Source organism: Pseudarthrobacter sp. 01T43, assembly GCF_056398665.1.
Window position 1 is genome coordinate 175,027 of record NZ_JBFTPV010000001.1, and the last position, 12,081, is coordinate 187,107.

At 64.6% G+C, this 12,081-nt stretch carries 10 protein-coding genes and 1 pseudogene; 10 read left to right on the forward strand and 1 reads right to left on the reverse strand.

The genetic code is table 11. The features are described 5' to 3' along the window. Positions 1–84: 84 nt before the first annotated feature. The 10 genes and pseudogenes from AC1DIM_RS00795 (at position 85) to AC1DIM_RS00840 (ending at position 9,905) form a co-directional block, all read left to right on the forward strand. Complete coding sequence (locus AC1DIM_RS00795; RefSeq protein WP_477708598.1) at positions 85–1,413, forward strand: ABC transporter substrate-binding protein; 1,329 nt, start codon at positions 85–87, stop codon at positions 1,411–1,413. A gap of 12 nt (positions 1,414–1,425) precedes the next feature. After that, positions 1,426–2,382, forward strand: a complete 957-nt coding sequence (locus tag AC1DIM_RS00800; protein WP_477708599.1) for a carbohydrate ABC transporter permease — start codon at positions 1,426–1,428, stop codon at positions 2,380–2,382. Continuing rightward, positions 2,382–3,275, forward strand: a complete 894-nt coding sequence (locus AC1DIM_RS00805; RefSeq protein WP_477708600.1) for a carbohydrate ABC transporter permease — start codon at positions 2,382–2,384, stop codon at positions 3,273–3,275. The genes AC1DIM_RS00800 and AC1DIM_RS00805 overlap by 1 nt, the downstream gene beginning before the upstream one ends. A 46-nt stretch (positions 3,276–3,321) precedes the next feature. Next, positions 3,322–4,071, forward strand: coding sequence for a sugar phosphate isomerase/epimerase family protein (locus tag AC1DIM_RS00810; RefSeq protein ID WP_477708601.1), 750 nt, complete (start codon positions 3,322–3,324; stop codon positions 4,069–4,071). Beyond that, positions 4,068–5,186, forward strand: a complete 1,119-nt coding sequence (locus AC1DIM_RS00815; RefSeq protein WP_477708602.1) for a Gfo/Idh/MocA family protein — start codon at positions 4,068–4,070, stop codon at positions 5,184–5,186. Before AC1DIM_RS00810 ends, AC1DIM_RS00815 begins: the two co-directional genes overlap by 4 nt. Before the next feature lie 10 nt (positions 5,187–5,196). Beyond that, positions 5,197–6,393, forward strand: coding sequence for a Gfo/Idh/MocA family protein (locus tag AC1DIM_RS00820; protein ID WP_477708603.1), 1,197 nt, complete (start codon positions 5,197–5,199; stop codon positions 6,391–6,393). A gap of 1 nt (position 6,394) precedes the next feature. Beyond that, a complete protein-coding gene (locus AC1DIM_RS00825; RefSeq protein WP_477708604.1) occupies positions 6,395–7,396 on the forward strand; it encodes a sugar phosphate isomerase/epimerase family protein in 1,002 nt (333 codons plus the stop codon). A gap of 11 nt (positions 7,397–7,407) precedes the next feature. After that, positions 7,408–8,292, forward strand: coding sequence for a TolB family protein (locus AC1DIM_RS00830; RefSeq protein WP_477708605.1), 885 nt, complete (start codon positions 7,408–7,410; stop codon positions 8,290–8,292). Between the two features lie 4 nt (positions 8,293–8,296). Further along, on the forward strand, positions 8,297–9,337 hold the full coding sequence (locus AC1DIM_RS00835) for a Gfo/Idh/MocA family protein (protein ID WP_477708606.1): 1,041 nt from the start codon (positions 8,297–8,299) through the stop codon (positions 9,335–9,337). Positions 9,338–9,367: 30 nt separating this feature from the next. Beyond that, a pseudogene (locus AC1DIM_RS00840) lies at positions 9,368–9,905 on the forward strand (N-acetyltransferase family protein). Positions 9,906–9,914: 9 nt separating this feature from the next. Here AC1DIM_RS00840 and AC1DIM_RS00845 read toward each other — a convergent pair. Further along, complete coding sequence (locus AC1DIM_RS00845; protein ID WP_477708607.1) at positions 9,915–12,062, reverse strand: amylo-alpha-1,6-glucosidase; 2,148 nt, start codon at positions 12,060–12,062, stop codon at positions 9,915–9,917. Positions 12,063–12,081 lie beyond the last annotated feature (19 nt).

Consider the following 12,081-nt stretch of genomic DNA (forward strand, 5'->3'; position numbering starts at 1 on the left):
CAGTTCCAGTACCGCAATTCAGTATCCGCTCATTGTCGAGAGGGGCCCGGGCATTCACTCCGCTCCGGGCCCTGAAAGGAAACCATGGTGTCTACCAAATCCTCCATCGCTTCGTCCCCCCTCTCCCGAAGGGGATTCCTGGGCCTCACCGCAGCGGCGGCCGCGGTTCCCCTCCTGGCCGCCTGCGGCGGAGGCTCCGCGTCCCAGGGCGGCGGTGGCGGTGCGGGCGGGACCATCAAGTTCTGGGATATGCCGTGGGCCACCCCGGCGTATAACGACGCCGCAAAGAAGATTGCTGAGGGCTTCTCCGGAACGAACAGCAAGGCGAGTTACCAGATCATCCAGTGGAACAACTTCTACCAGACGTTTTCCTCGGCAATCGCGTCCAAAACCGGCCCTGCAGTGTCCACCGGCGGCGGCTTCCAGGCCTTCCAGTTCGAGCAGCAGGGCCAGATCGCATATGCGGACAAGGTCATCGATAAGCTCAAGGCCAATGGCCAGTTCGACGATTTCCTGCCGGGTGTGCTGGACCCCTTCAAGACTGACAAGGGCTACGTAGCCGTTCCGTGGCAGCTGGACATGCGCGTCTTCTGGTACCGCAAGTCGCTGTTCGAGAAGGCCAACGTGGCCCTTCCGACTGACTGGCCTTCGCTCCTCGAAGCCGGCAAGGCACTCAAGAAGGTCGGCGCCTTCGGCTTCACCACCGGTGCCGGGTCAGGAAACAACTACGCCAACCACTCCATGATCATGATGATGGTCAACAACGGCGGCGGCGTGTTCACCAAGGACGGCCAGCTCGACCTGATGAACGACCGCAACGTCGAAGCCATGGAATTCGTCCTGGAACTGGTGTCCAACGGAATCGTCGATCCCGCGGCCGTCAGCTACACCACGGACAACATGTCCGCTCAGTGGAAGGACGGCAAGGCCGGCTACGGCCTGTTCCAGGTCAACGTTCCGCAGCGCGTGGGCGACACCTCCGGTGACCTGCTCGTCGCGGACCCCATCAAAGGCCCGCACGGGGACAAGGCAACCATCGTTTTCCCCAACAACATCATGATGTACACCAACACCCCGTCCCAGGAGGCATCCGAGGAATTCCTGGTCTACTACCTCGGTCAGCTCAAGGAGCTGTGGCGCCAGAAGCTCATGTCCGCCCTGCCGGTGTTCAAGTCCATCACCGAGATCCCCGAGTTTGCGTCCGACCCCAACAACGTCAAGATCGTTAAGGACTGGCAGCCCATCGCCAAGACGTTCGCGTCCCAGGGCAACACACTGAACGCCAACCTCGCAGCCCTCGACGGCGGCCAGGCCCTGAACCAGTTCAGCCAGACCATCATTACCGGCAAGTCTGATGCCAAGACCGCGCTGCAGACCTTCCAGTCCGCCCTCGAATCGGTTCTGAAGAAGTAAAGCGGCCACCCCATGACAACCTCTACAGCGCCGTCCGGACTTAGCCGGGCCCGCAAGGGAATCGCTCCCGGCGGGGGCGGGAGCGGCAACCGCAAGAGCAAGCTGTCCGCGCAAACCACCAGGACGTTCTTCTGGCTCCTGCTCCCGTCCGTGGTCCTGCTGGTCCTGATCCACGGCTATCCACTCATCTACGCGGCCGTCCAGGCCACGCACGACGGAAACCTGCTTCAGACCGGAAACTTCATCGGCGGCGACAACTTCGCGAGGGTCCTGTCTTCCCCGGCCTTCTGGAAGGCAGCGCAGTTCACCCTGATGTTCACCATCGTGGGGGTCTTCGGATCATGGCTGGTGGGATTGGGTCTCGCACTGCTGCTACGTACCAGGATCCCCGCCGGCGGCACCTTCAAGGTCCTCCTCCTGCTGCCCTGGGTGGTTCCCATCGTTGTGTCSTCCACCGCTTGGAACTGGCTCGTSGCCACCCCSGACAGCCTGGTTCCGTCGCTTTTCCGCAACCTGGGGCTGGGCACTCCCCTTTTTCTGGCTGATCCCAACCTCGCCGCCRTCAYGGTCATGGTCTTCAARGTCTGGGTCAGCTTCCCCTTCATGATGATGATGATCTCGGCAGCTCTCGCGTCCGTGGACACCACCGTCTACGAAGCGGCGAGCATGGACGGCGCCACACCCTGGCAGCAGTTCACCCAGATCACGCTTCCCCTGATCGCCCGGTCAACGTACATCTCCTGGATCCTGATGACCATCTTCTGCGTCAACGACTTTCCCACCATCTACCTGCTCACGGGCGGCGGCCCGGTCAGTGCCACCACCTCCCTGGTGGTCCTGGCCTACCGCACGGTCTTCCAGGACTTCGCTACCGGCCCCGGCGTCGCCATCGCGTTCCTTATGACCATGACCCTGGTGGTCATCTCCGTTGTCCTGTACCGCCAGATCCGAAAGTCGAGTGTTGAATAATGAGCGCAGTAGTCCACGCCCATCCCCAATCCGGCCCGGCTCTGGGAGTCACTGACTCCGGCAACAAGCGCCGTGCACTCTCCGATGCGGGCGATCGGGGCCGCTGGTGGCGGTTCACTGCCATCCTGGTCATCACCGCGATCGTGCTGGTGCCCATCATGGTCACCGTGGTCCTCGCGTTCACCCCGGGACCCAACAGCACTGCAACGGGCCTGACGTTCGAAAACCTCGCCAACGTCTTTTCGGGCACGCTCGCCGCGACCTGGCTGCAGAACAGCCTCGTGACCACGCTATCCACAGTGGTGGTTGCCGTAGCGGTGGCTGCCCCGGCCGGTTACGTACTGTCCCGGGGCCGCAGTAAGGCAGTGTCAGGCTACTCGCTGCTGCTGTTCGTCATGCAGTCCTTGCCCATCATCACCTCAGTGGTCCCGCTCTTCATCCTGTTCGCCGGAATGGGACTGGTGGACAACCTGCTGGGGATCACCATCATCTATGTCGGCTCCACCATGACGGTGGCCACCTGGATGATGGCAGCCTACTTCGACTCAATCCCGATCAGCCTCGAAGAGGCCTCATGGATTGACGGCTGTTCGGTGTTCGGTTCCTTCACGAAGGTGGTCCTGCGCAACTCACTCCCCGGCATCCTTTCCACGGCCATTTTCGCCTTCCTGCTGGCGTGGAACGACTACCTGGTGGCCATCGTGTTCCTGCGCTCGAATGAAATCTTCACCCTGCCCATGGGTGTGCAGTCCTTCTTCCAGCAGAACGCCACCGACTGGACCTCCGTCATGGCCCTCGCCGTGGTCATGATGCTCCCGCCCATCATCGTCTTCGCCACGCTGAACAAATACTTCAGCGTCGGCGGCATCGGCGGATCCCTCGCCGGCCGTTAGACCGGCACCCTGCCTTTCCCAAAACATAGCTATGCAAAGGAATCCCATGTCTTACTCACTCCAGCTCTACACCCTGCGCAACGCCATCCAGGAGGACCTGCCCGGCACCATCCGTAAGGTCGCGGAGATCGGCTTTACCCAGGTTGAGCCCTACAACTTCGTGGCCACGGCAGCAGAGCTCGGTGCAGCCCTGAAGGAAAACGGCCTCACCGCACCCTCAGGCCACGCACCCCTCCTCAGCCAGGACCAGGACGAAATCTTCGCCGCCGCCAAGGCACTGGGCATCAGCACCGTCATCGATCCATATCTGCCTGCCGAGCACTGGCAGAAGGCCGAGGACATCCAGGCCACCGCGGCGAAGCTCAACGAAGCAGCCAAGAAAGGTGCCGAACATGGCATCCGCGTCGGGTACCACAACCACGCCTGGGAACTGGAGTCCCTCATCGAGGGCCGCACAGCTCTCGAGTACTTCGCCGACCTGCTGGACCCCGAAGTGGTCCTTGAAGTGGACACCTACTGGGTTGCCGTGGGCGGCCAGGACCCCGTGGACATCCTGGCGAAGCTGGGCGACAAAGTGAAGTTCATCCACATCAAGGACGGCCCGCTGAACACGGACACCAAAGCGCAACTGCCCGCCGGCAAGGGAAAAGTAGCGGTTCTGGACGTCATTGCCGCTGCCAAGTCCCTCGAGGTTGGCGTCGTGGAGTTTGACGACTACGCCGGAGACATCTTCGAAGGCATCGCCGAAAGCCTCGCCTACCTGACCGCAAACACAGCCGAAGGGGCGAAGGCATGAGCAGCACCACCTCCCGCCGCGGGCCGGTAGGCGTCGCCGTCATCGGCGCCGGGAACATCAGCAAGCAGTACCTGGACAACCTGACCGTCTTCCCTGACCTGAAGGTCCACGTCATCGCCGACCTTTTCGAGGATGCCGCAGCGGCCCGCGCGAAGGAATACGGGATTGCCGAATCCGGCGGAGTGGACGCGGCACTGAACCATCCCGACGTCGAAATCATCGTTAACCTGACCATCCCGTCCGCCCACGTGGAGGTGGCCACGGCCGCYGTCAACGCCGGCAAGCATGTGTGGACCGAGAAGCCGTTCTCGCTGGACCGCGAATCCGGGCTGGGGCTGCTCAAGGCCGCCGACGCTGCCGGGCTGCGGCTGGGCTGCGCACCGGACACGTTCCTTGGCGCCGGGCTGCAGACGGCCCGCCGGCTGATCGAGCGCGGCGACATCGGCACACCGCTGACGGCCATGACCACGTTCCAGACGCCGGGGCCGGAGTCCTGGCACCCCAATCCGGCCTTCCTCTTCCAGTACGGCGCAGGTCCCCTGTTCGACATGGGCCCGTATTACCTCACTGCGCTGGTCCAGACCTTCGGTTCCGTGCGCAAGGTCGCTGCCATCGGCTCCAAGGCCAAGGAAGTCCGGGTCATCGGGTCCGGCCCCAAACTTGGCGAGGAGTTCACGGTGGAGGTCCCGACCCATGTGTCCGCCATGGCCCAGTTCGAGGGCGGCCAGTCCTCGCACAGCGTCTTCTCCTTCGAGTCCCCGCGGCAGCGGATGGGCTTCGTGGAAATCACCGGCACCGAAGCCACCATTTCGCTCCCGGATCCGAACTATTTCGACGGCGACGTGCGGCTCTGGCGTGCGGGGGACAACGAGTGGACGGTTATCCCCGCCACCGGCCCCACGAACGGCCGTGGCATGGGCGTACTGGACATGGCGCGGGCCATCCGGGCAGGAGTTCCCCACCGCGCCACGGGCAACCTCGCCTACCACGTGCTCGACACTATGGTGTCGATTTCCGAGTCCGTGGAATCGGGCACCTTCGTCGACGTCGAAAGCTCCGCCCCGGCGTCCCAGGCCCTCCCCGAGGACTGGGACCCCACAGCGGCCACTCTCTAGGACTCACACCATGAACCCTCCTGACAGCAAAAATGGCACCAACCGGGACGGGCCGCCCCTCGGCGTAGCGATGATCGGCTACGCCTTCATGGGCAAGGCCCACTCCAACGCCTGGCGGAATGTTGCGTCCTTCTTCGACGTCCCGGCCTTCGAGCAGAAAGTGCTCGTGGGCCGGGACGCCGGGCAGGTCGCAGCGGCCGCCTCGAAATACGGCTGGGAGGAGTCCGCCACGGACTGGCGCTCGGTCCTGGAGCGGGACGACATTCACCTTGTGGACATCTGCGCCCCCGGCTGGATGCACGCCGAAATCGCCATCGCGGCGCTTGAGGCGGGCAAGCACGTCCTGGTCGAGAAGCCCTTGGCGAACACCCTGGCCGAGGCCGAGGCGATGGCTGACGCTGCCCGGGCCGCCCGGGAACGTGGCGTCCAATCCATGATCGGGTTCAACTACCGGCGGGTGCCGGCCCTGGCGCTGGCCAGGGAGCTTATCGCCGAAGGCCGGCTTGGCACGGTCCGGCACGTCCGCGCCGCGTACCTGCAGGACTGGCTGGTGGACGCCGACTCCCCCATGACGTGGCGGCTGAACAAGGAAACCGCCGGGTCCGGCGCCTTGGGCGACATCGCGTCCCACGCGATCGACCAGGTCATGTTCCTGCTGGGCGGTTCCGTCACCGAAGTCTCCGGCCGGCTGCATACCTTCGTGACCAGCCGCCCCGGGGCGGACGGCCCGGAAGAGGTAACAGTCGACGACGCCGCCTGGGCCACGCTGACCCTGGACTCGGGGACCATCGCCTCCGTGGAGGTTTCGCGCATGGCCACCGGACAGAAGAACAGCCTGAAGCTGGAGATTTACGGGGACAAGGGCTCCCTCCTGTTCGACCTGGAAACCATCAACGAGCTCGGTTTCCTGGACGCCACCCTGCCCGTCCGGGAACAGGGCTTCCGGCGGATCCTGGTGAACGAACCTGGGCATCCCTACATGGACGCTTGGTGGCCCCAGGGCCACGTGATCGGCTGGGAACACACCTTCACGCACGAAATCCGGGACTTCCTCGCCGCGATCGAGGGCGGCACCCCGCCGTCGCCGTCGTTCGAAGAGGGCCTGGCCGTGCAGCGGGTCCTGGCCGCCATCGAAGAGTCCGCCAACGCCAAATCCGCCATCATCCAGCTCACCACCGCACTCGTCCCTGCCTCTGAAGGAGCCTGACATGCCCCGCCCGTACACCCTGTTCACCGGCCAGTGGGCCGACCTCCCGTTCGAGGAAGTCGCGCGCCTGGCTTCCGGCTGGGGCTACGACGGCCTCGAAATCGCCGTCTCCGGTGATCACCTGGACGCCTGGCGCTGGGACGAACCCGGCTACGTCGAGTCCAAACTCGCCGTCCTGGAGAAGTACAACCTTAAAGTCTGGGCCATCTCCAACCACCTCAAGGGCCAGGCCGTGTGCGATGACCCCATCGACTTCCGGCACGAAGCCATCGTCGGGTCGAAGGTCTGGGGCGACGGCGACCCCGAAGGTGTCCGGCAGCGCGCGGCCGAGGAGATGAAGCACACTGCCCGGCTCGCCAAGGCTCTCGGCGTGGACACCGTCGTCGGCTTCACCGGATCCTCGATTTGGCAGTATATTGCCATGTTCCCGCCTGTCCCCGAGAAGGTCATCGAGGCCGGTTACCAGGACTTCGCGGACCGCTGGAACCCCATCCTGGACGTTTTCGACGAATGCGGCGTCCGGTTCGCCCACGAGGTCCACCCGAGCGAGATCGCGTACGACTACTGGACCACCGTCCGCACCCTCGAAGCGATCGGCCACCGCGAAGCGTTCGGCCTGAACTGGGATCCGTCCCACTTCATGTGGCAGGGTATCGATCCCGTCTCGTTCATCTGGGATTTCAAGGACCGGATCTACCACGTGGACTGTAAAGACACCAAGCTCCGTCAGACCGGCCGGAACACCGTCCTGGGCTCGCACCTGCCCTGGGGCGACCCGCGCCGCGGCTGGGACTTCGTCTCCGCCGGACGCGGCGACGTGCCGTGGGAATCCTCCTTCCGGGCGCTGGCCGCGATCGGCTATGACGGCCCCATCTCCGTCGAATGGGAAGATGCCGGCATGGACCGCCTCCACGGCGCCCCCGAAGCCCTCGCCGCGCTGAAGAAGTTCGACTTCCCGGCGTCGAACACCTCCTTTGACGCCGCCTTCAGCAGCAAAGACTAGGACCAACCGACGTGATCCGCACCCTTCAACCAGGTCAACGCTGCGAGGTGTGGATCGCGTCGGTCACCGGCCAGGCCGAGCTGCTCTACGGCACCAACGATGTGCTTTTTGAAGCACCGAACTGGACCCTGGACGGCTCCTCACTTGTCCTCAACGGGGACGGAAAGCTGTGGACGCTGGCCGTAGCAGGCGGCGAGCCCGCGGAGGTCCCACTCAACGGCGTCCCGGACCTCAACAATGACCACGTCCTGGCCCCCGATGGCAGGCACATTTTCCTGTCGGCCAACGACGGTCACATCTACCGTGCGCCGCTCGGCGGCGGTCAAACCGAGAGAATCACGGCCGACGACGGGTCCTTCCATTTCCTGCACGGCGTCAGCCCGGACGGCAAGGAACTCTCCTACGTGGCTATCGAGGCGGGTGACTTTACCCAGCCCGGTCGCCTCATGACCATGGCGTCCGACGGCGGCGCTCCCGCCAGAATCGACGTTGGCGGCGGGCACTGCGACGGGCCGGAATATTCGCCGGACGGCAAATGGCTCTACCTGAATACGGAGTCCTTCACCACGGCCCCGGGCCACGCCCAGCTCGCCCGGGTGCAGGTAGACGGAACCGGATTCGAACGGCTCCTCGAATCCAGGACCGTCGACTGGTTCCCGCACCTCTCCCCCGACGGTCGCTTCGCCACTTACATCCGGTTTCCCGGCGGAACGGCAGGCCACCCCGCGGACCTGCCGGTCGCCGTCGTCCTTGTTTCCACTGACGACTGGGCACGGCCGCTTCAGACCTGGCCGCTCTTCGGCGGCCAAGGTACCCTCAACGTCAACAGCTGGTCGCCGGATTCCCGGCGCTTTGCGTTTGTGGCGTACCCGCTCACCGACCCCTCAAAGGACTAAGCCCATGACTCCAGGTAACGGCACCGCAGGCGGCAACGGCACGTCCAACGGGAAAATCCGCTGGGGGATCCTCGGCACCGGCTTCATCGCCGGGCTTCAAACGCAGGACCTGCAAGAGCATGGCTTCACCGTACAGGCGGTCGGCTCCCGCTCACTGGAATCGGCCAGGGCGTTCGCGGAACAGCACGGTGTGGCAGCCGCGCATGGCAGCTACGGCGCGCTCGTGGCAGACCCCGCCGTGGATGTCGTTTACATCGCCACGCCGCACCCGTTCCACCATGCGAACGCCCTGCTCGCCCTCAATGCCGGGAAGCACGTGCTGGTGGAGAAATCCTTCACCATGAATGCCCGCGAAGCGGAGGAGGTCTTTGACCTGGCCGCGTCCAAGGGGCTGGTGGCGCTGGAAGCCATGTGGAGCCGCTTCCTCCCGCATATGATCCGCCTGCGTGAAGTCATCGCGGACGGCGCCATCGGGGTGGTCCGGAAGGTCATCGCCAGCCACAACCAAAATCTCCCCAAGGATCCCGCGCACAGGCTCAACGATCCTGCCCTGGGCGGCGGAGCGTTGCTTGACCTGGGCGTCTACCCTGTCTCCCTCTCCATCGACATCCTGGGAGCTCCGGAATCCATCCGGGCCAGCGCCTCCATGACAGCAACCGGCGTGGACCGCCAGACCGCGGCGATCTTCGAGTATGGGCCAGGGCAGCAGGCCATCATTGACTGTGAACTCGATGCGGCTGGCCCCAACCGTGCAGTGGTGATCGGGACGGCCGGGTGGATCGACATCGAACCCACCTGGTACAACCCCACGCCCTTTACCGTTTTTGATGCGCAGGGCAACGTCCTCGAGCGGTTCGACCAGCCAGTGAGCGGCCGGGGCATGCAATACCAGGCAGCGGAACTCGAACGCTTGATCGTGTCCGGTTCCACCGCCGGCACCGTCCTGCCGCCGGGCCAGAGCGTGGCGGTGATGGCGGCGATGGACGAGATCCGCCGCCAGATTGGGCTGAGTTACCCGGCTGACGCCCTGGTTGGTGCCAAGTGACAGTCCTGGCCGGCGGCTAGAGTTTTCTGCATGACCCACACCATCCGCAAAAGCCACAACGGACGACGCCGGTGCACTCGCCGAACTCGCGGCGGTCACCTTTCCGCTGGCGTGCCCGCCGTCGTCGTCACCGGAGGACATTGCCGCCCACCTGGCCAACACTCTGAGTGAGGAGCACTTCCGCGGATACCTTGCTGACCCCGCTGTCACCATTCTGGTTATTGATGTGCGCGGCAGCCTGCGCGGCTACAGCCTGCTCGTCAACCGTCCCGCGGCGGACCCGGATGTGGCCTCCGCCCTGACGCTCCTGCCCTCGGTCGAACTCAGCAAGTGCTACGTCCACCCTGAGCACCACGGGCTGGGCGCCGCGGCGGAACTGATGCACGCCAGCCTTGACCCGGCGGCTGCCGCCGGCGCGGCCGGGGTGTGGCTGGGCGTCAACAGCCAGAACGCCCGGGCTATCCGCTTCTACGAAAAATCTGGCTTCCGGAAGGTCGGCACCAAGTCCTTCAGGCTGGGCAGCACTGTGGAGCACGACTTCGTGATGGAACGCGCGTTGCCTCAGTAGTCGACTGCCCTAATCGCCGGCCTGTCCAGCGAGCCCATCGTCCAGGGCTGGTCGTGGCTCCTTCAGCAGCTTCAGTTCGGGTGGAAGGCCGTCGATAATTCCTTCCTGCCGGTTCGCCCGGATGGAAACCCTGGCATGTCCCAGCCGCACGTTGTCGGCCCTGAAGTCTCCCTTGTCCTCGGCCAGGATCGGGGCCAGGTGGACAACACCGCGGGTAAAGTCGGGGTCAAAGCGGAGCAGGATACGGGCAAGCTGGATAGGCGCCGCCGCGGACCAGGCCTGCGGGGAACACGCCGTCGGGTAGGGTACCGGTCCCGAGTATTCGCTGCGGTCGAAGCCGCAGAACAGTTCCGGCAGTTGACCGTCAAAATGGGCGGCGGCATCAAATATCCCCCGCGCCACCCGTTTGGCCTCCGCCACGAACCCGTAGCGCATCAGGCCCGTAGCCACAAGGGCGGAGTCGTGTGGCCACACCGATCCGTTGTGGTAGCTCACCGGGTTGTAGGCTGCCATGTCGGAGGCCAGCGTCCGGATACCCCAGCCGGTGAACATCTTCGGCGACATCAGCCGCTCCACCACCTGTGGCGCTTTGTCCTCGTCCACGATGCCAACCCACAGACAGTGGCCCATGTTCGAGGTACAGGAATCCACCGGGTTCTTATCTTTGTCCAACGCTACGGCGTAGTAGCCCTTGTCCGGCAGCCAGAATTTCTCGTTGAAAGCCTTCTTCAGCGATGCGGCACGCTGAGCCCAACGGTGTTCTGTCTCGGCGTCCCCCGCGGAGCCTGCCAGCAGCGAGCGTGCGAGGTAGGCGGCATAGACGTAGCCCTGGACTTCGCAGAGCGCGATGGGAGCCTCCGCCATCCGCCCGTCGGCAAAATTGATGCCGTCCCAGGAATCCTTCCACCCCTGGTTCACCAGGCCGTGAGTGTTGGGCCGGAGGTATTCCACAAAGCCGTCACCGTCGCGGTCACCGTACTTCTCAATCCACTCAAGGGCCCGGTCTGCATGCGGCAGCAGGGAATCGATGACGTCATCGGACAGCCCCCACCTGCTGAGCTCACCGAGCACACTGACAAACAGCGGGGTGGCATCGGCAGTGCCGTAATACGCGGTTCCCCCCAGGGAGAGGCCGGCCGTCACCCCAAGGCGTACTTCGTGCGGAATGCGTCCGGGCTCTTCCTCGGAGTCGTTATCGACTTTGGAGCCCTGGAGGCCCGCCAGGGTCTGGAGGGTTCCGGCAGCCAAGGTCGAGTCCACCAGCAGGGCCATATAGGAGGAGAGCAGCGAGTCCCGGCCGAACAGCGCCATGAACCAGGGCGCACCGGCCGCCACGGCAGCGCGGTCCGGATGCTCAGCGTCGAAAATCCTCAACAACCCCAGGTCGGTTTGGCTCCGCTGCAGCGTAGCCTCGATGCTGGCGTCCGCGAGGGAAAGGCGGGGGACATTTTCTTCCCACGCCAGGTGCCGCTGCACGCCCGTCCGGTGTCGGGGCAAGCCCCCTTCAGTGAAGGGTTCATTCGGGGCGGCACCGTTGATGAGGGGGACCACTATGACGCTGGTGGACCACTTGCCGCGCGCCGGGATGTGCGCGTGGAACCGAAGGGCGTCGACGGTCACTTCGGCCCGCGCGGCCCGGATCGCCGAGCCGCGCCGCTGACCGTTGCGGACAGCTTCGACCAGGAGTTCTGCGCCGTTGACAGTCCGGGTCAGGCTGTCCTCATTGATCGGGCGGCCCCCCTTGACGTCGAAGAGATCGGCCTGGTCCGCGTCCACCAGGAGTTCGATGTCGCAGTCCACATCTTCCGAGGAATAGTTCTCAAGGGTGATGTCGTCCTGGAGTCCGGGTCCGATGTGACGTTCCTGACGGACCACCAGTGGACTGTCGAACCGGCCGTCCGGCCACCTGGCGCGGCCCACGAAGGTGGCCTCGTAGGCGTCGGGCCGGTGCGCGACCAGAGGTTCACGGAGCGCACCGTTGATGCGCAGGATCCACCGGGACAACACCCTGGTGTCCTGATAGAACGCCCCGCTTGTTCCTCCCTCGGAGCTGATGTCACCACTGTGGGACGAGATGCAGAAGGAAGACCCTTCCACCAGGGTTACGGCGTCGGCCCCGCCGATATCCGCTTCCGTATCGGCATTCCAAGCAGTCATGGCTGCGCTCCTTCCTCAG

What these genes read in the sequence shown, in the direction of transcription:
- AC1DIM_RS00795 (WP_477708598.1), top strand. Translation starts at nt 85, where the DNA reads ATGGTGTCTACCAAATCCTCCATCGCTTCGTCCCCCCTCTCCCGAAGG.
- AC1DIM_RS00805 (WP_477708600.1), top strand. Translation starts at nt 2,382, where the DNA reads ATGAGCGCAGTAGTCCACGCCCATCCCCAATCCGGCCCGGCTCTGGGA.
- AC1DIM_RS00810 (WP_477708601.1), top strand. Translation starts at nt 3,322, where the DNA reads ATGTCTTACTCACTCCAGCTCTACACCCTGCGCAACGCCATCCAGGAG.
- AC1DIM_RS00820 (WP_477708603.1), top strand. Translation starts at nt 5,197, where the DNA reads ATGAACCCTCCTGACAGCAAAAATGGCACCAACCGGGACGGGCCGCCC.
- AC1DIM_RS00825 (WP_477708604.1), top strand. Translation starts at nt 6,395, where the DNA reads ATGCCCCGCCCGTACACCCTGTTCACCGGCCAGTGGGCCGACCTCCCG.
- AC1DIM_RS00835 (WP_477708606.1), top strand. Translation starts at nt 8,297, where the DNA reads ATGACTCCAGGTAACGGCACCGCAGGCGGCAACGGCACGTCCAACGGG.
- AC1DIM_RS00845 (WP_477708607.1), bottom strand. Translation starts at nt 12,062, where the DNA reads ATGACTGCTTGGAATGCCGATACGGAAGCGGATATCGGCGGGGCCGAC.